The sequence below is a fragment of the Murinocardiopsis flavida genome, assembly GCF_003014485.1.
Taxonomy (GTDB): domain Bacteria; phylum Actinomycetota; class Actinomycetes; order Streptosporangiales; family Streptosporangiaceae; genus Murinocardiopsis; species Murinocardiopsis flavida.
Genome location: NZ_PYGA01000008.1, coordinates 20160 through 46228, shown reverse-complemented (window position 1 = coordinate 46228; position 26069 = coordinate 20160). Strand labels below are relative to the sequence as shown.

The following is a 26069-nucleotide window of genomic DNA, read 5'->3' as shown; positions in this document are numbered from 1 at the left end:
TAACGTGGCATCCCATAACCTGCCCTGCTCGAAATCCCTCTTTCCGAGCAGCCGGTCTCCCCGCATGCCCGATTTCGGCACCGGACCGGCCCATGTCGCTAGATGGAGATGCCGCGACGATGACAGCGACTATGCCCCCGTCGGGGAAACCCGGCCACGCGCGAGCGCAGATCACGGCGAAGACCTACCGCAAGGACCGCTGGTGGGTGGGCCCTGTGCTCACCACGCTGGGGCTGGCGGTGTTCATCGTCTACGCCACCGGCCGCGTCTTCCAGCAGGACCACTACTTCGTAGAGGCGCACCACTACCTGACCCCGTTCTACTCGCCGTGCCTGGCGCTCCAGTGCGAGCCCGCCTCGGCGATGTTCGGCACACTCCCGTTCGAGTTCCCGTGGTTCCTGCCCTACGCGCTGGTCAGCCTGCCATTCCTGCTGCTCTTCCGGTTCACCTGCTACTACTACCGGAAGGCGTACTACCGCTCCATCTGGCAGGCCCCCACCGCGTGCGCGGTCACCGAACCGCACAGCTCCTACACCGGCGAGTCCCGCTGGCCGATGGTCCTCCAGAACCTGCACCGCTACGCCTTCTACATCGCGGTGCTGATCTCGGTCGTCAACACCGCCGACGCGATCATCCCGCTGTTCCACGGCACGGGCGGCGGATTCGGCATCGGCGTCGGCAACCTGGTCCTGATCGCCAACGTCGTCCTGCTCTGGGCCTACACGGCGAGCTGCCACTCCTGCCGGCACGCGTTCGGCGGGCGGCTGAAGTCGTTCGGCACCAAACCCGTCCAGTACTGGATGTGGACCCGGATCAGCCGGCTCAACACCCGGCACATGCAGTTCGCGTGGATCACCCTGGCGTCGCTGATGCTGACCGACCTCTACGTGGCCCTCGTGGCCTCCGGGACGATCACCGACCTGCGGATCTTCAACTAGGAGCGTGCCGCGGCGGCTTCCGGGACGGCGAGCCCGGAACGGTCCGCGGAACGCGGCCTAGCGACCGCGCACACCCCCGGCCGCCGATACCCGGGCGAGCAGTGGCATCGGCGGCGAACCCGAGCGCAACGAAAGTCAGGCACATGTCCGAGATACAACGGCACTCCTACGACGTGGTGGTGATCGGGGCCGGCGGAGCCGGGCTGCGCGCCGCGATCGAGGCGCGCCAGCAGGGCAAGAAGACCGCCATCATCTCCAAGTCGCTGTTCGGCAAGGCCCACACGGTCATGGCCGAAGGCGGGGCCGCGGCCGCCATGGGCAACGTCAACGCCAAGGACAACTGGCAGGTCCACTTCCGCGACACCATCCGCGGCGGCAAGTTCCTGAATAACCCCCGCATGGCGGAGCTGCACGCCAAGGAGTCCCCCGACCGCATCTGGGAGCTCGAACTCTGGGGCGCGCTGTTCGACCGCACCAAGGACGGCACGATCAGCCAGCGCAACTTCGGCGGGCACGAGTACCCCCGGCTGGCGCACGTCGGCGACCGCACCGGCCTGGAGCTGATCCGCACCCTCCAGCAGCGCGTCGTCCAGCTCCAGCAGGCCGACGCCGCCGAACTGGGCGACCCCGAGGCCATGCTCAAGGTCTACGCCGAGACCACCATCACCGAACTGGTCAAGGACGGCGGCGCCGAGGGGCGCATCGCGGGCGCGTTCGGCTACGTCCGCGAGACCGGCGACCTCGTCCTGTTCGAGACCCCCGCGGTCGTCCTCGCCACCGGCGGCATCGGCAAGTCCTTCACCGTGACCTCCAACTCCTGGGAGTACACCGGCGACGGCCACGCCCTCGCCCTCCGGGCCGGCGCCGGGCTGGTGAACATGGAGTTCATCCAGTTCCACCCGACCGGCATGGTCTGGCCGCCCTCCGTGAAGGGGATCCTGGTCACCGAGTCGGTGCGCGGCGACGGCGGTGTGCTGCGCAACTCCGACGGCAAGCGGTTCATGTTCGACTACGTGCCCGACGTCTTCCGCACCCAGTACGCCGAGACCGAGGAGGAGGCCGACGGCTGGTACGAGGACCCCGCCAACAACCGGCGCCCGCCCGAGCTCCTCCCCCGCGACGAGGTGGCGCGCGCCATCAACAGCGAGGTCAAGGAGGGGCGCGGCTCCCCGCACGGCGGCGTGTTCCTCGACATCGCCAGCCGGATGCCCGCGGTCGAGATCATGCGGCGGCTGCCGTCGATGCACCACCAGTTCAAGGAGCTGGCCGACGTCGACATCACCGCCGAACCCATGGAGGTCGGGCCGACCTGCCACTACGTGATGGGCGGCGTCGAGGTCGACGCCGACACCGGCGCGTCCCTCGTCCCGGGGCTCTTCGCCGCCGGCGAGGTCTCCGGCGGCATGCACGGGTCCAACCGGCTCGGCGGCAACTCGCTGTCGGACCTGCTGGTGTTCGGGCGCCGCTGCGGCCTCGGCGCCGCCGCCTACATCGACGGGCTCGGCGACGACCGCCCCGTGCCCGACGCCGACGTCGTGGCCCGGGCCGCCGAGGAGTCCGTCGCCCCGCTGGAGCGCACCGACGGCGAGAGCCCGTACGCGGTGCACCAGGCCCTCCAGACGATGATGAACGAGCTGGTCGGCATCATCCGGCGGGGCCCGGAGGTCGCCCAGGCGATCGAGGACCTCGACAAGCTCCGGCCCCGCGTCGAACGGGTGCGGGCCACCGGCGGCCGGGCGTACAACCCCGGCTGGCACCTCGCCGTCGACCTGCGCAACATGCTCGTCGTGTCGGAGGCGATCGCCCGCTGCGCGCTGGAGCGCGAGGAGTCCCGCGGCGGGCACACCCGGGAGGACTTCCCCGGCATGGACCCCGAGTGGCGCAAGACCAACCTCATCACCCGGCTGGTCGACGGCGGCGTGGCCCTGAAGCGCCAACCGCTGGATTCGCTGCGCCCCGACCTCCTCGCACTCTTCGAACGGACCGAACTGGCCAAGTACCTCACCGAGGACGAGCTTCCCGCCGAGGACGGCGCCGACGCACAGGAGGACACCGCATGAGCGAGACGCGCACTTTCAAGGTCTGGCGCGGCGACAACGGCGACGGCGAACTCGTCGACTACAAGGTGGAGGTGAACGAGGGCGAGGTGGTCCTCGACATCCTGCACCGCCTCCAGGCCACCGAGGCGCCCGACATGGCGGTCCGGTGGAACTGCAAGGCCGGCAAGTGCGGGTCCTGCTCCGTGGAGATCAACGGGCAGCCCAAGCTCGCCTGCATGTGCCGCATGAGCACCTTCGAGGACGGCGAGGAGATCACGGTCACGCCGCTGCGGACCTTCCCCGTCATCCGCGACCTGGTCTGCGACGTCTCGTACAACTACGAGAAGGCGCGCCAGATCCCCTCGTTCACGCCCGACCCGGACCTCGAGCCCGGCGAGATGCGCATGCAGCAGGCCGACGTGGAGCGCCCGCAGGAGTTCCGCAAGTGCATCGAGTGCTTCCTGTGCAACAACGTCTGCCACGTGATCCGCGACCACGAGGAGAACAAGGAGCACTTCTCCGGGCCGCGCTTCCTGATGCGGGCGACCGAACTGGAGATGCACCCGGAGGACACCGCCGACCGCCGCATGATCGCGCAGGACGAGTTCGGGCTCGGCTACTGCAACATCACCAAGTGCTGCACCGAGGTGTGCCCCGAGAACATCAAGATCACCGACAACGCGCTCATCCCCCTCAAGGAGCGGGTGGCCGACCGCCGCTACGATCCGCTCGTCTGGCTGGGCAGCAAGATCGGGTTGCGCAAGGAGGGCGCCGACACCCCGATCGTGCCGAACACCAAGCCCGGCCCGGCCAACGGCTGAGCAGCGCCGGGCGGGCCGCCGCCTCAGAGCGGGGGCCCGCCCGGCGGGTGCCATTCGCCGTCGGAGTGCATGTACCGCGTGAGGACGCGGGGCGCCATGAGCCCCACGGCGGTCATGGCGGTGTCGCGCAGCCGGGTCAGGAACGGCGACTCGCTCTGCACCGCCTCGGCGAGCTGCGCCGACCGTTGTACCAGCGCCGTGGTCCGCGGGAGCCGGGCCTCGCTGTAGGACTGGAGGGCGGTCGGCACGTAGGCGGTCGACCCGTCGATGTGGTGCGCGAGGACCACGGCGTCCTCCAGGGCCAACCCGGCGCCGAGGCCCAGGTGGGGGGTCATGGAGTGCGCGGCGTCGCCGAGCACCGCGACCCTGCCCTTGTGGTAGGCGGGCAGCGGGGTGTCGACGTGCCAGATGTCGGTGCGCACGACCGCCTCGGGGGCCGCCCCGGTGAACAGGTCGGGGATGGGCGCGTGCCAGTCGGCGAGCCGCGCGACGATCTCGGCCCGCTCGTCGCCGGCCCGCTGCCCCGCCGGGAGGTTCGCGGTGGCGTAGCAGTACAGCCTGCCCCCGGGGAACGGGAGGACGCCGACGACGCCGCCCCGGCCCCAGCTCTCGCCGAAGTCGACCGGCCGCGGCTCGACGACGGCCCGCCACGAGGTGAACCCCGCGTAGACCGCACCGGGGTGCTCCAGGAACAGTTCCGCGCGCAGCGGCGAGCGGACGCCGTCGGCGACCACGACGAGCTCCGCGCCGAGGTCGCCGGTGTCGGTGGCCACGCGGGCCGGACGCCGGGTGTCGCCGGGGTCGACGCTGGTGATGGCCGTGCCGGTGTGCAGGGTCTCGGGGCCACCGCCGATGGCGGCGAGCAGCGCCTCGACCAACACGGAGGACGCCAGGACCACCGCGTCGGGGTCGCCGGGGTGGACGCGCGGGCCGTGCATGATCCACCGGCCGTCCTGGCGGCGCACCCCGGTGCCGCCCACGCGCACGCCGAGCGCGCGGACCTGCGCACCCACCCCGAGGGCGTCGAGGGCGCGCAGCGCGTTGGCGGAGAGGACCAGCCCGGTGGCGCCGGGCTCCACAACGGGGGCGCGCTCGTAGACGGCGACCGACCAGCCCTTGAGGCGCAGCGCGAGGGCTGCGGCCAGGCCGCCGATACCCGCGCCGACCACCACCGCGTGCGGCTGCGCCATGGCTGCTTCGTCTCCCGACCTGTTCCCGGTCCGGTGGCCGCGCGATCACGGCCGGCTGGACCCTCAGGCTAGGTTCGGCGGGCGCCGCACCGCCACGGAATGCGCGGTTTCCCCCCGATGATGGCCTGACCCGGACGCGCGGTAAACCTTTTGCCGGTACCGCGCCGGGGCGCGGTACCGGTGGGCGCGCCCGGGCGGGCCGGGGTCAGCCGCGCTTCTTCTGCGCGGTGAGCCGCCCGCGGTCCTTCTGGTCCAGGATGACCTTGCGGATGCGCACGGCCTCGGGGGTGACCTCGACGCACTCGTCCTCGCGGCAGAACTCCAGCGCCTGCTCCAGCGACAGCTTGCGCGGCGGGACCAGCCGCACCAGCTCGTCGCCGGTCGAGGAGCGCATGTTGGTGAGCTTCTTCTCCTTGGTGATGTTGACGTCCATGTCGTCGGAGCGGGAGTTCTCGCCGACGATCATGCCCTCGTACACCTCGGTCGTGGGCTCGACGAACAGCGTGCCGCGCTCTTGCAGGTTGAACATCGCGAACGCGACGGCCGCGCCGGCCCGGTCGGCCACCAGGGAGCCGTTGGGGCGGGTGCGCAGCTCGCCGAACCAGGGCTCGAAGCCCTCGAACACGTGGTGCGCGATGCCGGTGCCGCGGGTCTCGGTGAGGAACTCGGTGCGGAAGCCGATGAGGCCGCGCGAGGGCACCAGCCAGTCCATGCGGACCCAGCCGGTGCCGTGGTTGGTCATCTGCTCCATGCGGCCCTTGCGGACGCTGAGGAGCTGGGTGATGGCGCCCAGGTACTCCTCGGGGGCGTCGACGGTGAGGCGCTCGGTGGGCTCGTGCAGCTTCCCGTCGACCTGCTTGGTGACCACCTGCGGCTTGCCGACGGTGAGCTCGTAGCCCTCGCGGCGCATCTGCTCGACCAGGATCGCGAGCGCCAGCTCGCCGCGGCCCTGCACCTCCCAGGTGTCGGGGCGCTCGGTGGGGAGCACCCGCAGGGAGACGTTGCCGACGAGCTCGCGGTCGAGGCGGTCCTTCACCAGCCGCGCCGTGACCTTGGCGCCCTTGACCTTGCCGACCAGCGGCGAGGTGTTGGTGCCGATGGTCATGGAGATGGCCGGCTCGTCGACGGTGATGAGCGGCAGCGGGCGGGGGTCCTCCGGGTCGGCGAGGGTCTCGCCGATCATGATGTCGGGGATGCCGGCGATGGCGATGATGTCGCCCGGCCCGGCCTTCTCGGCGGGCTTGCGCTCCAGCGCCTCGGTCATCAGCAGCTCGGTGATCTTCACCTGCTGCTGGGTGCCGTCGCCCTTGAGCCAGACGACCTGCTGGCCCTTGCGGATCTCGCCCTCGTGGACGCGGCACAGCGCGAGGCGCCCCAGGAACGGGGACGCGTCGAGGTTGGTCACGTGCGCCTGGAGGGGGTGGTCGGGGGTGTACTCGGGCGCCGGGATGGTGTCGAGGATGGTGCGGAACAGGGGCTGGAGGTCGCCGTTGTCGGGCATCTCGCCGTTGGCGGGGCGCTCCCGCGACGCCATGCCGTCGCGCGCGCAGCTGTAGACGATCGGGAACTCGATCTGCGACTCGTCGGCGTCGAGGTCCATGAACAGCTCGTAGGTGTCGTCGACGACCTCGGCGATCCGGCTGTCGGGGCGGTCGACCTTGTTGATGACCAGGATCACCGGCAGCTTGGCCGCGAGCGCCTTGCGCAGGACGAACCGGGTCTGCGGCAGCGGGCCCTCGCTGGCGTCGACCAGCAGCACCACTCCGTCGACCATCGACAGGCCCCGCTCGACCTCGCCGCCGAAGTCGGCGTGGCCCGGGGTGTCGATGATGTTGATGACGACGTCGTCGCCCTCGGGCGTCGTGTAGTGGACCGCGGTGTTCTTCGCGAGAATGGTGATGCCCTTCTCGCGTTCGAGGTCGTTGGAGTCCATGACGCGGTCGTCGACGTCCTGGTTGACGCGGAAGACGCCGGACTGCCAGAGCATGGCGTCGACGAGGGTGGTCTTGCCGTGGTCGACGTGCGCCACGATGGCGACGTTGCGAAGGTCCTTGCGGAGTGCGGAGCCTTCGGCGGGCGTGGCGCTGGGCATGCGAAAGTCTCGATCTCATCAGCTGGGAAGGACCGCGACTCCCGCGGTCGGACACCCAGTTTATGGGGTGTTCCCCGTTCCGCGCGGATCCGGCCGGTCGGAGGGGCGCGACGCGGGGCGTTCGCCGCACCCTGGTGTCGCGCGTTCCGCCCTCGCTGATTAGGGTAGGCATGCCTCACAATTGCGGGCATATCGGCGTACGGGCGGCCCGCCCGGCGCGGCGCCCGCCACTCCGCCACCACCGGCAGGCACCCACCTGGAGGACCCTGATGCCCCGCACCGCACGCCGCACCCACACCTGGCGGGCCCTCGCGGCGACCGCAGCAGCGGCGCTCGCCGTGTCGGGCTGCGGCACCGGCGGCACCGCCGCGGACGACGGCGCCGGCGGCGGCGACTTCGCCGACATCGAGATCGAGCACGCCCACGGCACCACCGCCATCACCGAGAAGCCGAAACGGGTCGTGACCGTCGGCTGGTCCGACGAGGGCACCCTGCTCGAACTCGGCGTCGTCCCGGTCGGCATCTCCGAGTCCACCTTCGCCAGCGAGGACGGCCGGCTGCCGTGGAACACCGCCAAGATCGAGGAGCTCGGCGGGAAGCAGCCCGAGCTCCTCGCCACCGACGACGGCATCCCGCTGGAGAAGATCGCCGCTCTCGCGCCCGACCTCATCCTCGGCGTGCAGTCCGGCATGGAGAAGAAGGAGTACGACGACCTCACCGAGATCGCGCCGACCGTCGCCTACCCCGACAAGCCCTGGCTGACCGCCTGGCAGGACCAGACCCGGCTCATCGGCAAGGCGCTCGGCAAGGAGGCCGAGGGCGAGAAGCTCGTCGAGGACACCGAGGCGGCGACCGCCGCCATCGCCGACGACCACCCCGAGTTCAAGGACAAGACCTTCGCGGTCGGGTCGGTCACCCCGCAGGACCAGCTGGCGTTCTACGTCCCGGGCGAGGCCCGCTACGAGCTCATGACGCAGCTCGGCTTCAAGCCCGCGAAGGTCATCGACGACCTCGACCTCGCGAGCGACACCGCGTTCTTCGGCACCATCGACCTGGAGAACGCCGACAGGGTCGACGCCGACGTGATGCCCATGTGGTACACCACGGCGCAGGACAAGAAGCGCGTGGAGGACAACAAGGTCTTCGCGAAGATCCCCGCTGTGCGCGAGGGCGGCTACATCGCCTTCGACGACCCCGCGGTCTCCATGGCGTTCTCCTCCCCCAGCCCATTGAGCCTGCCGTGGGCCATGGAGCGCCTCGAACCCGAACTCGCCAAGGCCGCCAAGGGCGACGCCTAGGGACCGGCCGCCCGCCGGGTGCCGCGCGCGGCACGGGGTCACCCGCCGTTGAGGTGCCGCCTGATCTCGCCGAGGAACGGGCGGTCGGCGGGCAGCCAGTCGAGACCGTCGATCGCCTCGGGGCCGAGCCAGCGCAGCGCGAGGTGCTCCAGCGCCGCCGGCTCGCCGTCCAGCACCTCGCACAGCCACACCCGCAGCACCGCCGGCGGCGCGCCGACGCGCTGCGGGAACGGGGCCTCGGTGCCGATGCGCGCCAGCGGGCGGACGTCGGCGCCCAGCTCCTCGCGGCACTCGCGGACGAGGGCGGCTTCGTCGGTCTCGCCGGGGTCGACCTTGCCGCCCGGCAGCTCCCACCGTCCGCGCATCTGCGCCGGCTCGGCGCGCTGCGCGGCGAGGAGCGAACCATCGCGCACAATGGCGCCGGCGACAACGATCACAGTGTCCGTCACAGGCCCCAACGCTACTGCGCGGCCGGTGCCGGCGCGCCCCGCTGCCCTCGACCGGAACCGGTCGGCGGCGGTGTGGAACCCGGGCGGCGGGGCACGGTGACCGCAGGGGACGCCCGCCGGTAGGGCAGCGGACAGGGGGCGGGTCGCATGCCGGGACTCCAAGCGCTCAGAGGTGCGGTGCTCGACGGCGTCTGGCTCGACGCCCCGGGGCACCGCGTCATCGTCACCCTGCGCGCCGACAGGGAGAGCGACCAGGTCAGCCACACACTGGTCCTCGAAGGCGTCACCGATTTCAGCTTCTTCGACGACGTGCCCGAACCGTGGGCCGAGGCCCAGGTGGCCGACATCGCGACCGAACACGAACCCGGCACCATGCGCCTCGACGTCTCCTTCGAAACCGCGGCGGCGGGCCTCGCCATCACCTGCGCCAAAGGAGTCCTGCACCGGAATTCCCGCAGGGCCTGACAAGTCACCCGAAAACCACCATTACGGGCGGGGCGATTCGGGGCCCGCGCGGGTCCGGACATGCCTCGGGCGCCGGCTCGCACCGACGCCCGAGGGGGCTGACGCTCTCCGGGGGGAGTGGTAAGAGCGTCAGCGTCCGCGGTGGTAGGCCGTCGCGATGCGCGGATTGCGCCACGATCCGAGATTCATGTGGGAAGCGTAGTTCGCGGACGCCGCCGGGCGTTGGGAAACACCGAAAAAGACCGGCCGGCCGCCGCGGCGCACCGGCTCAGTGCACCGCCGGCTCAGTGCGCCGCCAACCGGTGCGCCAGCGCCGTGTGCCGCCGCCCGGCGCTGGCGTTGCGCACCGCCTGGGCGACGGCCCGGCGCGAGCCCACCAGCACCACCAGCCGCTTCGCCCGCGTGATGGCGGTGTACAGCAGGTTGCGTTGCAGCATCATCCACGCGCTGGTGGTGACCGGCACGACCACGGCGGGGTACTCGCTGCCCTGCGAACGGTGCACGGTCATGGCGTAGGCGTGCGCGAGCTCGTCGAGCTCGGCGAAGTCGTAGGCGATGTCCTCGTCCTCGTCGGTGCGCACCGACAGCCGCTGCTCGGTGGGGTCGATGCCGGTGACCGCGCCCAGCGTGCCGTTGAACACGCCGTTGGCGCCCTTGTCGTAGTTGTTGCGGATCTGGGTCACCTTGTCGCCCACGCGGAAGACGCGGCCGCCGAAGCGCCGCTCGGGCAGCCCCTCGCGGGCGGGGGTCAGCGCGGTCTGGAGCAGCGTGTTGAGGTTGCCGGCGCCGGCGGGCCCCCGGTGCATGGGGGCCAGGACCTGGATGTCGCGGCGGGGGTCGAGCCCGAACCTGCGCGGGATCCGGCGCGCCACCACATCGACGGTCAGCTCCGCCGTGGCGTCGGTGTCGTCGCACGGGAAGAGGAAGAAGTCGTCCATCCCGTCCAGCAGCAGCGGCGCCCCGCTGTTCACCCGGTGGGCGTTGACGACCACGCCCGACTGCTGGGCCTGCCGGAACACCTGCGTGAGCCGCACCGACGGGATGGCGCTGGACGCGCCGTCGCGGGCCGTGCCGTCGATGAGGTCGCGCAGCACCTGCCCGGCGCCCACGGAGGGGAGCTGGTCGACGTCGCCGACCAGCAGCACGTGCGCGCCCGGCGGAACCGCCTTGAGCAGCTTGTTCGCGAGCAGGAGGTCGAGCATCGACGCCTCGTCGACCACGAGGAGGTCGCAGTCGAGCGGGCGGTCGCGGTCGTAGGAGGCGTCGCCGCCGGGCTTGAGTTCGAGGAGCCGGTGCACCGTGGCCGCCGGGTGCCCGGTGAGCTCGGTGAGCCGCTTGGCCGCGCGCCCGGTCGGGGCCGCCAGGACGATCCGCGCCTTCTTCGCCGCGGCGAGCGTGATGATCGACGCGACGGTGAACGACTTCCCGCAGCCCGGCCCGCCGGTGAGCACCCCGGCCTTGCGGGTGAGCGCCAGCCTGACGGCCTGCTCCTGCGCCTCGGCGAGATCGGTGCCCGTGCGCTCCCGCAACCAGCCGAGGGCCGCGGCCCAGTCGACATCGGCGAAGGCGCCCATGCGGTCCTCGGGTGCGCCGAGCAGGGCCAGCATCTGGTTCGCAAGGGCGACCTCGGCGCGCTGGAACGGGACGAGGTAGACCGCCGTGACCGGCACGCCGTCGTCGCCGGGGACCTTCTCGGCGACGACCCCCTCCTCGGCGACGAGCTGCGCCAGGCACTCGATGACCAGCCCGGTGTCGACGCCCAGGATCTTCACGGCATCGGCGATCAGGCGGTCCTCGGGCAGGTAGCAGTGGCCGTCGGAGGTGGACTCGGAGAGGGTGAACTGGATGCCGGCCATGACCCGCTGGGGGCTGTCGTGCGGGATGCCGACGGCCTGCGCGATGGTGTCGGCGGTCTTGAAGCCGATGCCCCACACGTCGGTCGCCAGCCGGTAGGGGGTGCTGCGCACGACGTCGATGGAGGAGTCGCCGTACTTCTTGTAGATGCGCACCGCCAGCGAGGTCGACACCTCGATGCCCTGGAGGAAGACCATGACCTCCTTGATGGCCTTCTGCTCCTCCCACGCCTCGGCGATGAGCCGGGTGCGCTTGGGGCCGAGTTTGGGGACCTCGATCAGCCGCTCCGGGGTCTGCTCGATGACGTCGAGCGCGTCGGCGCCGAAGTGGCCGACGATGTGCTCGGCGAGCCGCGGCCCGATGCCCTTGACCAGCCCCGACCCGAGGTAGCGGCGGATACCCTGCACGGTGGCGGGCAGCACCGTGGTGTAGTTCTCGACCTGGAACTGGCGGCCGTACTGGGGGTGCGAGCCCCAGCGGCCCTCCAACCGCAGCGACTCGCCCGGCTGCGCGCCGAGCAGGGATCCCACGACGGTGACGAGGTCGCCGCCGCGCCCGGGGTCGACCTTGGCGACGGTGTAGCCGGTCTCCTCGTTGGCGTAGGTCAGGCGTTCGAGGACCGCTTCGAGAACGGCAGGGGTGAACGGGCGATTCTCGGCCACGGGCGCCTCCTCCAGCCTGGGTCGGCCATCGTCGCACAACAGTGCGACAGGGCGCGGGCGGCCGCAGAGACCGGTCCCGCGCGCACGGGGCCCGGTTCCCGCGGTCCGGGCGTCAGGCGCCGTCGCGGGAATGCGACCCGTGGGCGAAGTACTCCTTGGCGCTCGTGGTCCGCGTGAGGAGGGTGATGACGACCGGCAGGATGACGACACCGTGGATGGAGACGCCGTCCAGGAACGAGATCAGCACGTTGACGATGACGTAGCCGAACAGGGCGATGCTGATGCCCCACTCGACGGCTGTGGTGGCCCTGCCGACCAGCGCCCCGCAGACGATCGACGCGATCCCGTAGGCGAGCCCGGCGATGCCGAGGACCACCGAAGAGGCCATGCCGGCGCCTTGGGCTGCGAGCACGTCCGCCGCCGCCGAATCCAGCGTGCCCATGGCCGACATCAGCGTGATCCCGCCGGAGAGCAGCACGATGACGCCGACGATGAAGAGCATGGCGCGCAGCGCCTTGACGGCTCCGGGCATTGGCCGAACGGCCATGGGGCAACCTCCGGTGGCAGCGGGCAGGCGATCCGTAAGCTCCGCCGATGCGTCGTCGGCGAACGGGGAGGGGAGAGGCGAAAATGGACAACCTAGCGCACCACCGGACCGGTGGGCATCGGGAGGGCGGGGCCCGCAGGCGGGCGCGGGGGCTGGACGGCGGCGCCGCGCCCCGCGGGCGCAGCGCGGCGGCCCGGCCGCTCCGCTCTACTTCCGGAACTTCTGCTTGGCGTTCTGGCCGACCTCGCGCGCCTTCCCGGCGACCATGTCCTTGCGGCCCTTGTTCGTGAGGCGGGTGTTGTTCGTTGCCTTGCCGGTGAGCTCTTCGAGCTTGCCCTTGATCATCTGGGCGTAGGCTCCGGCCTTCGTGCCGGCGCTCATGGAGAACCTCCAGGGTCGTTCGCGCTGCGGGCGGACGGGGGTGCCCGCCCCTCTCCCCTCCACTGCCACGCGGCGCCCGGTCCATGCGCGTCGGACGGCCCTGATCGGCGGGGCGGCGGCCAGGGGCCTGGTCGGGACGGCAGGGAGTCCGCGCACCGCGGCGGCCCGAAGGGGGATCAGGACGCGCGGTCGTACCGGTCGCGCAGGCCACCCGGGGTGTCGCACACGCCACCAGCCTCGCCGCGGAAGTGGGCCTCCACCTACCGGCTCGACCACGCGTGGACTTTCGGGTTTTCTTGTCGGTGTGGTGGGTCGGGGCCGTGCTGTCATCGAGCCGGTGTGCGTCGGCCGAAGCACATCCCGCCACTCGACCACCGGACCCCGACCCGAGCAGGCCCCCGACCCACCACGCCGAAAGTCCACCCGCGGTTGAGAGAACACTTTCGTCGAGCCTGCCGGAGCCGCCCTGGCGGGCGGCCGTGATGGATGGACAAAATAGGGGCGCGGCCTGATCCCCAGGTCAGCGGTAATCCCTCCGGCTATTTTGGGAACAGATCGGCAAGGGAACCGAGAGGAAACGGACACCTTTGCCGTGTTCAGTCGCCGAGACGAACGGGCGTGCAGTCAGCGGCCGCCAGCGCAGTCTCGGTGCCAGCGCCTCGTCGGCACACCGGCGAGGGCGCACACCTCGGCGCCCCGGACGTCCTGACCGGCCTGGCGGCCGACGCCGGCCTCGACCCGGCGGGCGTGCGCACCATGCCGGCCGGCACCGCCTTCGCCGACGCCGTACGCGCCGACCTGCTGCGCGCCCGCCACCTCGGCGTCAGCGGGGTGCCGAGCTTCGTCTTCAACGGCGCCCGGACCGCGTTCGGCGCCGAGTCCGTCGCGGCCCTCACGGCCCACCTCGACCAGGCGCTCGCCGCGGGCGCCGCACGGACCGACACCTGACCGACACCTGACCGGTGGGCTCCGGCGGGCCGCCGCCGGAGCCAGCACCCGACCCGGTCCGGGACAGCGGGCGCGCCGCCCGGCGAACCGCTACCCTCGTCACCCGTGACGCACTGACATGCCGCCCCAAGGACCCCGCGCCGTCGAGCAGCGCTCCGGCGCCGTCCCGGCTGCCCGCAGCAGCGGGCCGGGCGGCCTTTCCGCGACCATGTCGCGATCATGACGCGACCAGCGCTTCCCCACGGACACAGGTGACGATCGTGCAGGATCAGGAATTCCTCGACCACGTCGGCGACCGCCTCGCCGCACTCCCCCGCGTCGGCGCCGTCGCCCTGGGCGGCTCCCGCGCCCAGGGCACCCACCGGCCCGACAGCGACTGGGACTTCGCCGTGTACTACCGCGGCGCGTTCGACCCCGCTGACCTGCGCGCCCTCGGCTGGCCCGGGGAGGTGTCCGAAATCGGCGCCTGGGGCGGCGGCGTGTTCAACGGCGGGGCGTGGCTCACCATCGACGGGCGGCGAACCGACATCCACTACCGCGACCTCGACGCCGTGGAGCGGGAGATCACCGAGGCCGAGAACGGGCGCTTCCACCGGGAGGCGCTGATGTTCCACCTCGCGGGGATCCCCAGCTACCTCGTCGTCGCCGAGCTCGCCCAAGCCATGGTGCTGCGCGGCGAACTGCCCCGCCCGGCCTTCCCCGCGGCGCTGCGGGCGGCGGCGGCCGAGCAGTGGCGGGACACCGCGCGCCTCACCCTGCTCTACGCGCAGGCCAACAGCGCCCCGCGCGGGCAGCGCACCGAGGTCGCCGGGGCCATCGCCACCGCGGCCATGCAGGCGGCGCACGCGGTCCTCGCGGCCCGAGGCGAATGGGTCACCAACGAGAAGACGCTGCTCGAACGGGCCGGACTGCGCGGGGTGGACGCCGTCATCGCCGGGCTCGGCACCGGCCCCGGCACACTCGCGGCGTCGGCCGCCGGCGCCGAGGCGCTGTTCGAGGCGGCGTTCGGCGGCCGCCCGACGGCATGAGCCCGCCGGCCCGGGCGGCGCCCGGGCGCCGGTGTCAGCTCACCGGCTCGCCCGTGCGGTCGAGGTCCGGACCGCCCGCCTGCCGAAGCGCATCGGCGGGGCCCGACTGCTGGAGGAAGGACCGCACGATGATCCGCGCCAGCAGCGGGTGGACCCGCAGCGTGCCCGCGCCGGCCCGCACGTAGGTCTGGAACCCGAGTTCGGTGACCGCCCGCGCCGCGCGGCGCTTGCCCTCCTCCAGCGGCCTGTCGGCCGCCGTTGCGAGCGCGGCGCCCAGCGCCTCGATGTCGACCCGGCGCGGGCTGCGCTGCGCCGCGAGCACCAGCACCGCGCGCTGGTCCGCCGCCATACCGGCGATGTCGGCCCGCAGCACCTGGGCCAGCTCGGCGTAGGAGGGGTCGTGCTCCAGCACGTCGTGGTCGAGTTTGCCCAGCTCGGCCCAGAGGTCCTGGTAGCCGCGCAGCGGATGGAACATCGTGGCGCGGAGCCGCCGCGCGGCCGTGAGCGCCTGCCGGTGCCCGCCGAGGGAGCGGATGATCCGCCGCGTCGCCTCGTTCTCGGGCTCGCCCACCGGCCGGTTGCCGTGGATCAGCAGCTCCATCGCGTCGTGCTCGTCGGGGTCGTTCAGGTCGATCTGGACGCCGAGCGCCTCGTAGCGGCGGGTGCGCGCGACGACAAGGGTCGACCCCGCGGTGTGCGGGTTGCGCAGCAGCCGCGCGCGGTCCATCGGCACGCCGTCGGGGAGGCCGTCGACCACCCACAGGGACGCGCGCCCGTTGCGCTCCATCGCGCTGCGCACCCGGTCGAGGCGCTCGACGAGCCCCGTGCCCGTGGTGGGGATGTCGAGCAGCCGGCAGATGGCGCCGACCTGCGCCAGATAGGACGCGTTGACGGTGTCCCACGGGGTGGCGCCGTTGGGCTGCGCCCCCGAGCCCAGGTCGACCCAGAACACGCCGCCGGGGTAGGCGGCGCCGAACCGGAGCGCGTACTCCTCGGCGAAGGTGGTGGTACCGGCCCGGCGCATGCCCGACACGAGCGCGACCCCGCCCCTGCGGACACCGGTGAACATGGCCGCCGTCCCGGGGAGCAGGCCGCTGTGCACGGCCCAGTGCTGGCGGCGGAACAGGCCGGGGAACGGGTCGCCCAGCCGGGGTGGAGGGGGGTACCACGGCGTCCGCGACGGGTCGGGGAGCGGGCCGATGACGCCGCCGATCTCCGCGGCGTGGCGCGCCACCCGGTCGGCGAGCGCGTCGAGGTCGCCCGCGTAGTCGGGAAGGGACAGGGAGCGGATGTCGCGCAGTTCCAGCGGCTCGACATGGCCGAAGTCGGAGTGTGGGTTGACGACGACGATGCGGCCCCGCGAGCCGACCTCGCGCTGTCCGGCGATGAAGGCGCCGTTCAGCTCGTAGTCGCAGGCCCGGCTGGTCGGGAACGCGCGGCTGTACAGCGCCACCATGAGGGTGGAGTTGGCGAGCGCCGCGGAGATGGTCCCGCTGATGCTGGTGAACTCCTCGACCCCGCGGTGGTCGAGGAAGACGCGCAGCCCGCGTGCCGTCAGCGCGTCGCAGAGCCGCGTGGCGAGCAGCACGTCGCTCTGCGCGTAGCTGATGAACACATCCCATTCGGCGCGCCTCATAGGACCCTTACCCCTTCTGCTCCCGGTCGACAGGGGCGGCAGTGCGGAACGACCACGGCTGCGTCGCCGCGGGGCGGTGTCGGGCCGAGGGACCGCGAACACCGCTGTACGAAGGATTGCGACCGCGGTGCCCGGCGTCCGGGCGGCCACGGCGGCGCCCGGCCCCGGTGCGGTCGGCGTCCCGGCTCCGGCGCGAGGGCACCGGACCACCGGCCGAACGCCGCCGCGACGATGCGGTCACCGCGCGTACCGGCGACCGGGAACGCGGCCGCGGTCACTACCACGGCCCCGTACTGCCCCGGGTCAGGCGCCACCGAACCAACCGGGCGCGTCGATGCGCATCGGATCGGCGGGAACGACCTTGCGGAGATCGTCCTCCATGGCCCGCAGCCGGTCGGCGCCGATGGCCTTCTCCCAGCCGGCGCGCAGGTCATCGAAGATGAGCGCCGACCGGTGCAGGCAGTCCTTGCCGCGCTCGGTGAGGCGGACGACCTTGCGCCGCGCGTCGGCGGGATCGACGCCCCGCTCCGCGTACCCGAGCCGCTCCAGTGCCTCGATGCTCTTCGCCGCCGCCTGCTTGGTGGTTCCCATGCGGCGGCCGAGGCCGGTGGCGGTGGTCGCGCCGGACCCGATGGCCTGGAGCACGAAGCCGTGCATGGGCCGCACTCCGGGATGGCCTTGCTTCGCGAGTTCGGCGTGCAGCTCGTCTATGAGCGCGCGAAAACCGAGGAAGAGTCGCATCGGGAGTTCGAAACCGGGCGGGGCGCTTGACAAATTAGACAACCAGGTTAACTATATGGACAACTCAGTTGTCTAGTTTAGGACATACACCGTTGCCTGTCACCCGCAAGGCCCATTCCCGACGCACCGAAACCCCCAATGGGGTCATGACCACATTCGCCTCCCCCACCCAGGGCGGCAGCCGCACAGCACTCTGGGGCGTCGCCATGGCACCCGGCAAAGAGGGGCCCCTGCACGCCTTCGACACCGAACAGGTCTGGACCGTGACGGCAGGGGGCGCCGTTGTCGTCCTCGGCGGCGAGACCTTCGACATCGGCCCCGGCGACACCGTCGTCATGCCCGCCGACCTGCCCCGCCAGGTCTTCGCCGCGCCCGAGGACGGCCTCACCGCGACCGTCGCCGCACCGGCCGGCGGTACCGCGTACAACCCCGGCGGCATCACCCCCGACGGCGCATGCGCCCAGGCCCCACGGGACGCCGACCGCGTCATACCCCCCTGGACCGTGTAACCCGCACGACAGCGCCCCGCCCTCAAGCGGGGCGCGCGAGCGGGTGCGCGATCGGGGAGCGCACAATCGGGGGCGCGAGCGGGGCACGCGAGCAGGGCGCACAATCGGGGGCGCGATCAGGCACGCGATCGGGCCGCGCGAGCGAGAGGCACGGGCGCGGCGCACGATCGGGGCGCGCGAGCAGGGCACGCGAGCGGGTATACGAGCGGGGCGCGCGACCCGGCAGGCGCAGCCGAGAGCAGCCGTACAGGCGGCAGCGGGCCGGGCAACGGGCGGGGGCAGTGCCCGGATCCAGTGCCCGGATCCAGTGCCCGGATCCAGTGCCCGGATCCAGTGCCCGGATCCAGTGCCCGGATCCAGCGACCCGCCCGGCCTCAGCCCGGCCCGCCCGACCGCCGGACTACGGTCCGCAGGCAGCAGTCGCCATAGCGGTCACCAGACCCGCACCAGCACCGGCCCTCCTCCTCCGGGGGCCAGGCGACCCGCTCACGGCCGGCGCACAACCCCGCCAGGAAAAGGTCCCTGGCGCACTCCGCCTCGTCGTCGTCGACCGAACGCTCGAACAGCGTGGCGAGGTGCCGCAGCTCCGCGACCGACAACGGGACCAAGTCCCGCAGGTGCGCCCCACCGTTCCTGCGGTCCCACCGCCACAGGGCCTCTTGCTGCATGAAGTAGAAGTCGGTGTCCCCGCCCGGGCCCAAGAGTCCCGCGTCGGCGGCCTCGGGCGCGACGTCCCGCCGCACGAAGGGGGTCAGCGTCCGCTCGCCGTCAGCGGGGTAGTACATGCGATCCAGCTCGCCGGTCTCCTCCTCGCGCCGCCGCACCTCCTCATCGTGCAGGTCCGGCTCCAGGCCGATGCGGCGGCGCAGCTTCGCCCGCTCCTCCGCCGCCGCGTTGCGCAAGCGCTCCTCCCGCCCGTCCACCTGCGCGGTCACAAGCGCGCGGTCGTACCAGTCCAACGCCCGCTCCAGCGCACCCTCGCGCTCCCACACGATCGCCACACCATGCGCGTTGTGCACACTGACGGGCCCGTACACCCCCGCCTCGACATCGGCGAGGTCCGCTGCGACCTGCGGGCCCATCCCCACCTCCTGGTGCGTCATGAGCGCACGCGCCAGCACCGCGCTCTGCGCGACACTGACGGCGCCGTCGTCGGCGAGCCTCTCCCGTAAGCCGCGCATCCTCCCGTCCGGATCCGGGCAGCCGCCCTGCTCCCGCAGTGCCCGGTAGACGAGCAGCGTGTGGAACACCGCAGCGGGATCCGACCGGATCGTCCGCTCCACCTCGTCCGCCTTGCGCAGAAAGTCGCCGGGCTCGGGCAGCCCACCGACCCCCCGGCCGCCCGTCCCGATTCCGTCGCCCATGCTTCACCCCGTCCGCTTCGTCCGCTTCCCGCGGCGCCACCGAAACGGCCGACTCGATGGGCGACCCGGCGGGCCGGCCCGTCGGACGCTGCACCGCTCACCACCCCGGCCGTCCGACAACGAACCGGTAGCGTGCCACGAACGCTAAGAGACGGAAACACCCTCGCGCAGGCAAACCCCGAATGTTCCGTCACATTCCATCGGTACTTATCCACCCCGGGCACGTATCCACCGCCGACGGTTATCCACTCCAGGCACTCATCCACCGCAGACGGTTGCCCACCCCAGGCGCCCCGCACCACCTCGGGCAATGACGTCGGCATCGACCCACTCCGCACTGTCGGGGACCCGGCACCTGCGCGAGCGGTACTCCCGCGGAACAGGCACACGCCGGTGAACAGCGGATTCAGGACGGGGGTTGCACGCCGGGGCGCGGCGATGTGCGTTCGGCCCCGATCGGGGTAGCCGAGAAGCACACCGATCGGGGTAGCCGAGAAGCGCACCCCGCAACCCCCTCCCCCGGAGGCACCCGTGTTCGCCACCATCGCCGCGGTACTGTTCGGAATCGCCCTGCTGCTGGAACTCCTCGGCACGAGCATCGAAGGTCTGATCACCCCGACCACCCTCGCCCTCCTCGGCCTGGTCTTCGTGGCAGTCCACCTGGCCGGCTACGGCACCGGCTGGCCCCGCCGCTCCCGCTGAGCCCACTGAGCCCGCTCTTGCGGCGGCCGGTGCCACCACACAAGCATCCGGTGCATCGGCGCATCGGCAGATCAGCGCAAAGCCCCTCTGCCATGCCTGTGCGCACGACTCCGGTGCGGTAACCCGAGGCCCCAACGGCGCCGACCGTCGGCGCGCGGACGCGTAGGATCTCTGGACGGCAGTCCCCCGCCGCCGGCTCCCCGCCGACGGGCCCCCCAACCCATCCGGATCCGCCCGTGCCCCCACACACCGGTCCCGTGCCGACGTCGTCCACCCACGGCCCCGACGACCCGTTCTCCAAAGCCGGTCTCACACCGCCGGCTCCCACCGATCCGACCCGGATCGGCCCGTACCGGATCGCCGGCCGACTCGGGGCGGGCGGCATGGGCACGGTGTTCGCCGCGATCGACGCGGACGGCCACCCGGCCGCCCTCAAGATGGTGCACCGCGAGTACGCCGCCGACCCCGAGTTCCGGGCGCGGTTCCGCCGGGAGGTGGACCTCATCGGGCGGGTCCGCAGCCACTGCACCCCCGAGTTCCGCAGCGCCGACACCGAATCCGACCGCCCATGGCTGGCGACCGAGTACATCCCCGGCCCGACTCTGCGCCGGCACGTGCGCGCGCACGGCCCGCTCACCGACTCCATGCTCATGGGGCTGGCCGCCGGAATCGCAGAAGCGCTCCAAGCCATCCACAGGCTCGGGATCGTGCACCGCGACCTCAAACCCGGCAACATCATCCTCGCGCCCGACGGCCCCAAGGTCCTCGACTTCGGCATCGCCCGCGCGATCGAGGAGAGCGCCATCACGCGGTCGGGCGGCCTCTTCGGCACCGCGGGGTGGCTCGCACCGGAGCAGTACCAGGAGGCGACGGTCGCCGCCGAGGCCGACATGTTCGGCTGGGGCGGGCTGGTGTCCTTCTCCGCGACGGGACGCAACCCGTTCGGCACCGGCGAGGCCGCGATCCTCGCGTTCCGCACGATGGAGGACCCGGCGGACACCGAAGGGACGCCGGAGATCCTGCTGCCCCTCGTCCACGCCGCGCTGTCGAAGGACCCGGCGCAGCGACCGACGTCCGCCGAAGCACTGACCGAGGTCACCCGCCTGTGGACAGGGGCCGAACCGCGCACCGGGCGGCCGGCCGCCGCGACCGCACCTACCGCAGAAGCCGCAGAAGCCGCGGACAGCCTTCCCGGTCTGCTCGGCACCCAGTGGACCGGTATCCCCTCCGACGACACAACGGCGACCGACCGCTCATCCCAGTGGGCGTCGCTCGCCCGCCTCTCCGCTGCCAGCACCCATTGGAGGCACCGCCGCATCGCCATGACCTCGGGTGCGATCGCGACGGCACTGGCCGTCGGCGCCACGGCGTGGTTCATCGGCGACCTCGGCGAACGCCTCGGTCCGTCCGCCCCGAGCGCCACCGGCCCACCCAGCGGACAGAACGCCCCCGCAACGGGCAGCACCCAAGGCGACCAGGGCACCGCCAAGGGCACGCCGCAACCGCAACCAACACGCGGCGGGGCCAACCTCATCGGCGGAGACCCCAACGAGAAGCGCCACTTGAACGCCGTGAGCGCGTCGACCGTCTACAGCAACCCACACGCCGACACCATCGTCCTCACTGTCACCACACGTGTCGGCACCAAGGACGACTGGCGCGTCGGGCCTCTGCACAACGAGGTCACGCTCGTCCTCAAAGGGGCCGAGCAGAGCGGGTCGACCACCGATCTCGTTTTCGACGCCGGATACGACCGCGAGGTCGGCTCGTTCACGCTGCACAGTGACGACTTCGAAGTGGAGATCGCCGATGCGGAGGAAGGCGACGGCGCCAAGGTGAGCACACACACCCCAAGCGAGTCCGAGGTGCTGGCGACACTCACGCCCGAGGACAACGAGCAGCAGATCCGCGTCCCGTTCGAGGGGATCCCCTCCCGAGGCGCGGTGACGTGGGCTCCGGATCCGGCGGAGTTGTGGGCATTCCCCGCGGACGATTTCAAGGCCGACGATTCCTATGCGTGCTACAGCACCACTGACACAGAGTTCGCCGGGCAGGCCGTCGACACGCTCCGCCATGCCTGCACGCTGCCAGAGAACTGGAGCTAGATGACCGCCGATCGTGTGCGCATGGCCGCTCTCACTCCGGAGGACCCCAAGCGCCTCGGCCCACACCGTCTCGTCGGGCGGATCGGGGCGGGCGGTATGGGTACCGTCTACGCCGCCAGAGGAAGTGCCGGCGGCTACATCGCGGTGAAGATGATCCACGGCGAACACGTGGCCGAACCGGGGTTCCGCGCGCGATTCGCACGCGAAGTCCACCTTCTGCAACGCGTGCGCAGTACCAGCGTTCCGAGCTTCATCTCCGCGGATCCCGACGGCGCGACGCCCTGGCTGGCGACCGAGTTCGTCGCAGGCTCCACGCTGCAACGGCACGTCCAAGAGGCGGGCCCGCTTCCGCCCGGACTGCTATTGGCGCTGGCGGCCGGAGTCGCGGAGGCTCTGCTCGATATCCATGACGCCGGAATCGCGCATCGCGACCTCAAACCCGGCAACGTCATCCTCTCAGCGGACGGGCCCAAGGTTCTCGACTTCGGAATCGCGCGCGCCGCGGAGGACACCGGGCTAACCGCGACCGGCGGCGTAGTCGGCACGCCTGGTTGGATCAGTCCCGAACAGTACGAAGGGCATCCGGCAACGAGCCGCTCCGACGTCTTCGCGTTGGGCGGACTCATCGCATTCGCTGCAACGGGCCGCAACCCGTTCGGCTTCGGTGCCGCGAATGTGCTGGCGTTTCGGACGATAGAGGACCCACCGGACCTCCTCGGCGTGCCGGAGCAGTTGGCAGCGGTCATTGCCGCCGCGATGGCGAAGAACCCCCCAGAGCGACCGGCAATCGACGCCCTGTTGCCGATGGTACACAGGCTGTGGTCCGGTGACCGCGCCGACTCGGAACCGAGCGGGGCCCTGCTCGCGGAACTGCTCGATCGGCACTGGCGCGGACTCCCGACGAGTCCACCCGCCCCTCCGGCGCCGCCGCGACACCGTCGACTCCTCATGGTCGGTGCACCCGTCGCAGCCGCGTTGCTGACAGCCGGCGGCCTGGGAGTTCCAACAGCCCTTGGAACGGCCCCTTGGTCGAAAGAGAATGGGGGCAACAGCGGAGTCGGCCGCAATGCGTCGACGTCAACGGCTCCCGAGCCGTCGCGATCGCTGCCACCGGAAGCGGTTGCCGAGGCGGTCAACGGTTCCGACTACTCCCGGGTCCAGCTAAAAAAGGGTTTGCCCACTATCGAGGCGAACTCCGGCGAGCGAACGGGTTACACGGTGACCGTCAAGTCCGTCGAAGAACTGAACGACGGCCTCCGTTTTTCCGCGGAGGTTGCATTCTGGAGCGCCTCGCCACAGATCAATTCCGACCAGTTGACCCTGCGGAAGATTGGAGGGGGTCACATCCCACCGTCGAACCCGGAACCCCTCACCGCCGAAGGATTTTCCCCTACCAGGAACTTCGATCTGATCTACCCGACGACCGAAGAGTCCGGGCTGATCACTTTCACCGGAGGATCCTACAAGGAAGGAGAACTGGGAAACCCCCCAGTCAGCTTCTGCTTCGAAGTTGGAGGTGACTTCTCCCTCGACTACCACGACTGCACCTAGAGGGCACTGGAACTCCGGTCTCCCCACCGGCCGGAAACCAGGAGGTTCTCGACAACGAACAAGTAGTGGCTAATCCGGGAGCAGCCGGTCAAATCTTTCGAACAGCCGAGGTTCCGCACCCATGGCTTTCCCTTTTAGTTCATTATTCAGTTCATCGTCGGCCATTTTACTCTGCTTGATCTCTGCAAAGCTCAAGAACAGAACACCGCTCTTCTCACGACCCGCAGCGACGAACTTTCGCTCCCCGGACGATGTTTCGCCAAAAATATAGGCCGACTCCTCACCGAACCCCTCCAGGGCCCTCGGGCGCGACCCTTCCGGAAACTCTGATTCCAGCTTGGAAATTCCTTGACGCAGATGCCGATCGGCCTGCGAACCAATCGAACCCTCTTCACCGCCGGAAACAAATGCCTTGTACGTCAACTCCACGGTAAGGGTCCGATTGTACTCGGGTTCTATGACCCATTCACACCGGTCACTCACGGTTCGGTTGGAATCTTCGTCAGGTCCGCCTCTAGAGGCCGTGTCAATGTAGTGGCTGCCGTCATCCTTGCGCTCTGGCAGATCCCCTTGAAGACCTTCTTGCTCTAGGGCTTGACAAAGATCCAGTGCGCCGACCTTCATCTCTTTGACTGGCCCTCGTTCTGGCGCGACTCCCTTGCTGCCCTGCCCCGCAACCGGAGGACCGGCGACGGCCGACCCCAAGGTACGAACAATTCCAACAAGCACCCCGAAAACCAGCAATGCGGCAAGAATCCCGGAACCGAGAACGACGAAGAACGCCCTTTTGCCATGCAGGCCGCGTCTTTCCGTAGCCCGTTCTTCGCTATTCTCCATCCTGCTCCTCATCAGTCAAGACTCGCCTTGGCGCTCTCATCCTCCAGTGGGCGCGTGAATCCCATGATGGCGGACCGGCTCGGATCGTCGTACTTCCGTGTGGCAATCGGTCCGCAGTCGGTACACCACGCCTCTACCATCAGACCGTCGCCGACGACCATGCCGACGTGACCGGGGCCGGGAGGTTCACCCGCCCTCTGCACGTCAAAGAAGACCAGGTCACCTGGCTGTTCGTCGCCCTTCTTCACCCGTGGTCCGAAATTCCACTGGTCCTGGGAGACCCTGGGAATCGTCACGCCGATGCTTGAATACGCCTTCATCAGCAGTCCCGAGCAGTCAAAGCCCGATGGCCCGGTTCCGCCCCAGATATACGGCTTCCCTCGCTGCTCCAAAGCCCAATCGACTACGGCCTGGGTCGCATCGTCGGGAGCCTTCCCGATCCTCTCTCCCTGGCTATCGATCTCGCAGTTCACAGCGACCTCGATCGATGTACCCGTCGAGAAATCGCCATCAGCGTACTTCTTCGCCCACCCGAGAACGTCGTCGACATACCACCATGCATGGTTATAACCGAATATCGCCTTGCGCATATCATCCTTTGCGCCATGGGCGATCAGATAGTCAGCGGAGGCGGGAATGGCATCCTCGGGGTCGTATACGTCCACGACCCCATCCTTGTTACCATCCTGCCCGTACCCTTTTTCCGGCCGCTTGTCGACGGGCATGACGGGATCGCCGCCCCAACTGTTTCCGGCCGGGTATCCGTCTTTCACGCCAAACTGCATCGGCCCAGCTGCGCCCCAGTCATTATGCTTTTCGGTGATTCCCGGGCCGTCCCACCGGCCGTGCTTGCTCTCGACCTGGCCGACTCCCGCGAGCACGTTCCAAGGGATGCCCTTGTCCTTGCCGACCTTCCGGTAGATCTTGAGGTAGTTCTCGGGAATCGAGTCCTCGGCGTACCCACTGGTGTCGGCCTGTTCGGCCGCTTCGTCCGAGGTGCACTTCAAGCCGCCGGCCGCAAGCGAGCCGATCCCCTGGTTCATCGACGCCATCGGCACGATCAGTACCGCCAACGCGACAACTGCCACCATGAAGAGTCCTACCGCGATGGCCAGCCGGGTGGCACACGAGCCCGAATCGGATGGTTCGGGGCGTGCGAAGCGGCGGATCATTGAACACCCCTCAACCCATGCCGCACAGGTCAGCGCACATCAGCCATCTCCCAGATTCGCCGCATCAGCGGGTTGGAAGTCGTAGACCTTCCACTGGCCGCCCTCGTCGATGACGGTCACCGCGAAATCGCCGAGTTCCTCGGTCTCTCCACTTTCGCTCGCACTTATGGACTGCGCTTTCACGACGAAGACGACCGACTTGTCGTCGAAGCTGCGAATGGACCGGACGTCCGCCCGGCCCTCGGAGACGGTCTTCTCCTTCGCCTTCTCCCCCCAGAGCGCCGATGCTCCCGAGCTCCTGGCGAGGGTCTTGGCGTAGTCCTTGGCGGCAAGCGACTCCAGTTTCGACTGGTAGTCCTCTTTCGGTGTCTGGTAGTCGATGGTTCCGTATGCTGACGCGAATTCCTGGGCGACGGCAGCCGCCGACTTCAGTTCGGATTCCTCGAACGGCAACCAATCGAGCACCTTCATGTCCTCGGTGTCGGCCGTGGGAATCGGACTCGGCGACGCCGCGCCCGCGCCGCCTCCCGCCGACTCGCGATCCTGGCCGGCACCATCCCCCGGGCCGCCGCCGTTGAATCCCCCAAGGCTCAGATAGATACCGAAGGCGACCAGCGCCACGACCAGTGTGCCGAACACCAGTCGCTGGGCCGTATCCGAGAGGGGTTTTGGCATGTCAGGGGGTGCCTATTCTGATCGGAGGTGCTGCCTCGGTGGAACAGGGTGCGGGTGCTGGTCGG

23 protein-coding genes are annotated in these 26069 nt (G+C 70.5%); 11 read left to right on the top strand and 12 right to left on the bottom strand.

Annotated features, from left to right (window positions below):
* Positions 1 to 119: 119 nt before the first annotated feature.
* The 3 genes from CLV63_RS12825 to CLV63_RS12815 all read left to right on the top strand — a co-directional run bounded on the left by CLV63_RS12825 (position 120) and on the right by CLV63_RS12815 (position 3798).
* Positions 120 to 938, top strand: coding sequence for a hypothetical protein (locus CLV63_RS12825; RefSeq protein ID WP_106583223.1), 819 nt, complete (start codon positions 120 to 122; stop codon positions 936 to 938).
* 143 nt (positions 939 to 1081) lie between these two features.
* On the top strand, positions 1082 to 2998 hold the full coding sequence (locus CLV63_RS12820) for a fumarate reductase/succinate dehydrogenase flavoprotein subunit (protein ID WP_106583222.1): 1917 nt from the start codon (positions 1082 to 1084) through the stop codon (positions 2996 to 2998).
* Positions 2995 to 3798: a succinate dehydrogenase/fumarate reductase iron-sulfur subunit gene (locus tag CLV63_RS12815; protein WP_106583221.1), complete on the top strand. Its 804-nt coding sequence runs from the start codon at positions 2995 to 2997 to the stop codon at positions 3796 to 3798. Before CLV63_RS12820 ends, CLV63_RS12815 begins: the two co-directional genes overlap by 4 nt.
* A gap of 23 nt (positions 3799 to 3821) precedes the next feature.
* Here CLV63_RS12815 and CLV63_RS12810 read toward each other — a convergent pair whose 3' ends face one another.
* Positions 3822 to 4988 (bottom strand): FAD-dependent monooxygenase, encoded by a 1167-nt coding sequence (locus CLV63_RS12810; RefSeq protein WP_106583220.1) that lies wholly within the window; start codon positions 4986 to 4988, stop codon positions 3822 to 3824.
* Between the two features lie 205 nt (positions 4989 to 5193).
* Positions 5194 to 7080, bottom strand: coding sequence for a translational GTPase TypA (gene typA / locus CLV63_RS12805; RefSeq protein ID WP_106583219.1), 1887 nt, complete (start codon positions 7078 to 7080; stop codon positions 5194 to 5196).
* Between the two features lie 269 nt (positions 7081 to 7349).
* Here typA and CLV63_RS12800 point away from each other — a divergent pair, with 269 nt between their 5' ends.
* Positions 7350 to 8378 (top strand): iron-siderophore ABC transporter substrate-binding protein, encoded by a 1029-nt coding sequence (locus CLV63_RS12800; protein ID WP_106583218.1) that lies wholly within the window; start codon positions 7350 to 7352, stop codon positions 8376 to 8378.
* A gap of 38 nt (positions 8379 to 8416) precedes the next feature.
* On the opposite strand, the gene CLV63_RS12795 is transcribed toward CLV63_RS12800, so the two are convergent.
* Positions 8417 to 8827, bottom strand: a complete 411-nt coding sequence (locus CLV63_RS12795; RefSeq protein ID WP_106583217.1) for a (deoxy)nucleoside triphosphate pyrophosphohydrolase — start codon at positions 8825 to 8827, stop codon at positions 8417 to 8419.
* Positions 8828 to 8974: 147 nt separating this feature from the next.
* Between CLV63_RS12795 and CLV63_RS12790 the strand changes: the two genes are divergently transcribed.
* Entirely contained in the window at positions 8975 to 9292 is a 318-nt protein-coding gene (locus CLV63_RS12790) for a hypothetical protein (protein ID WP_106583216.1), read from the top strand.
* A gap of 284 nt (positions 9293 to 9576) precedes the next feature.
* Here the strand turns inward: CLV63_RS12790 and recD2 are convergent, their stop codons facing one another.
* The 3 genes from recD2 to CLV63_RS12775 all read right to left on the bottom strand — a co-directional run bounded on the left by recD2 (position 9577) and on the right by CLV63_RS12775 (position 12736).
* Entirely contained in the window at positions 9577 to 11808 is a 2232-nt protein-coding gene (recD2, locus tag CLV63_RS12785) for an SF1B family DNA helicase RecD2 (RefSeq protein WP_106583215.1), read from the bottom strand.
* A 112-nt stretch (positions 11809 to 11920) separates the two neighbouring features.
* A complete protein-coding gene (locus CLV63_RS12780; protein WP_146165557.1) occupies positions 11921 to 12355 on the bottom strand; it encodes a hypothetical protein in 435 nt (144 codons plus the stop codon).
* A 207-nt stretch (positions 12356 to 12562) separates the two neighbouring features.
* Positions 12563 to 12736: a CsbD family protein gene (locus tag CLV63_RS12775; RefSeq protein WP_106583213.1), complete on the bottom strand. Its 174-nt coding sequence runs from the start codon at positions 12734 to 12736 to the stop codon at positions 12563 to 12565.
* 648 nt (positions 12737 to 13384) lie between these two features.
* Between CLV63_RS12775 and CLV63_RS33540 the strand changes: the two genes are divergently transcribed.
* Both CLV63_RS33540 and CLV63_RS12765 read left to right on the top strand, forming a co-directional pair.
* Entirely contained in the window at positions 13385 to 13684 is a 300-nt protein-coding gene (locus CLV63_RS33540; protein ID WP_170134215.1) for a DsbA family oxidoreductase, read from the top strand.
* A gap of 260 nt (positions 13685 to 13944) precedes the next feature.
* Entirely contained in the window at positions 13945 to 14712 is a 768-nt protein-coding gene (locus tag CLV63_RS12765; protein ID WP_211301284.1) for a nucleotidyltransferase domain-containing protein, read from the top strand.
* A gap of 34 nt (positions 14713 to 14746) precedes the next feature.
* On the opposite strand, the gene CLV63_RS12760 is transcribed toward CLV63_RS12765, so the two are convergent.
* Positions 14747 to 16348: a toll/interleukin-1 receptor domain-containing protein gene (locus CLV63_RS12760; RefSeq protein ID WP_106583210.1), complete on the bottom strand. Its 1602-nt coding sequence runs from the start codon at positions 16346 to 16348 to the stop codon at positions 14747 to 14749.
* A 303-nt stretch (positions 16349 to 16651) separates the two neighbouring features.
* Positions 16652 to 17131: a MarR family winged helix-turn-helix transcriptional regulator gene (locus tag CLV63_RS12755; protein WP_245928772.1), complete on the bottom strand. Its 480-nt coding sequence runs from the start codon at positions 17129 to 17131 to the stop codon at positions 16652 to 16654.
* Between the two features lie 104 nt (positions 17132 to 17235).
* Here CLV63_RS12755 and CLV63_RS12750 point away from each other — a divergent pair, with 104 nt between their 5' ends.
* Complete coding sequence (locus CLV63_RS12750) at positions 17236 to 17598, top strand: cupin domain-containing protein (protein ID WP_245928771.1); 363 nt, start codon at positions 17236 to 17238, stop codon at positions 17596 to 17598.
* A 374-nt stretch (positions 17599 to 17972) separates the two neighbouring features.
* Here the strand turns inward: CLV63_RS12750 and CLV63_RS12745 are convergent, their stop codons facing one another.
* On the bottom strand, positions 17973 to 18962 hold the full coding sequence (locus tag CLV63_RS12745; protein ID WP_106583207.1) for an SEC-C domain-containing protein: 990 nt from the start codon (positions 18960 to 18962) through the stop codon (positions 17973 to 17975).
* Positions 18963 to 19493: 531 nt separating this feature from the next.
* Between CLV63_RS12745 and CLV63_RS33535 the strand changes: the two genes are divergently transcribed.
* The 3 genes from CLV63_RS33535 to CLV63_RS12735 all read left to right on the top strand — a co-directional run bounded on the left by CLV63_RS33535 (position 19494) and on the right by CLV63_RS12735 (position 23320).
* Positions 19494 to 19664 (top strand): hypothetical protein, encoded by a 171-nt coding sequence (locus CLV63_RS33535; RefSeq protein ID WP_170134214.1) that lies wholly within the window; start codon positions 19494 to 19496, stop codon positions 19662 to 19664.
* 257 nt (positions 19665 to 19921) lie between these two features.
* Positions 19922 to 21769: a serine/threonine-protein kinase gene (locus tag CLV63_RS34065; RefSeq protein WP_245928770.1), complete on the top strand. Its 1848-nt coding sequence runs from the start codon at positions 19922 to 19924 to the stop codon at positions 21767 to 21769.
* Positions 21770 to 23320, top strand: coding sequence for a serine/threonine-protein kinase (locus CLV63_RS12735; RefSeq protein ID WP_245928769.1), 1551 nt, complete (start codon positions 21770 to 21772; stop codon positions 23318 to 23320). It abuts the gene before it with no gap.
* 69 nt (positions 23321 to 23389) lie between these two features.
* On the opposite strand, the gene CLV63_RS33205 is transcribed toward CLV63_RS12735, so the two are convergent.
* Genes CLV63_RS33205 through CLV63_RS12725 form a run of 3 tightly spaced genes read right to left on the bottom strand, consistent with a single transcriptional unit; the run spans position 23390 to position 26004 of the window.
* Positions 23390 to 24157, bottom strand: coding sequence for a hypothetical protein (locus CLV63_RS33205; protein WP_146165556.1), 768 nt, complete (start codon positions 24155 to 24157; stop codon positions 23390 to 23392).
* Between the two features lie 11 nt (positions 24158 to 24168).
* Positions 24169 to 25329, bottom strand: a complete 1161-nt coding sequence (locus CLV63_RS12730) for a C40 family peptidase (protein ID WP_106583206.1) — start codon at positions 25327 to 25329, stop codon at positions 24169 to 24171.
* Positions 25330 to 25368: 39 nt separating this feature from the next.
* Positions 25369 to 26004, bottom strand: a complete 636-nt coding sequence (locus CLV63_RS12725) for a hypothetical protein (protein ID WP_106583205.1) — start codon at positions 26002 to 26004, stop codon at positions 25369 to 25371.
* Between the last annotated feature and the right edge of the window lie 65 nt (positions 26005 to 26069).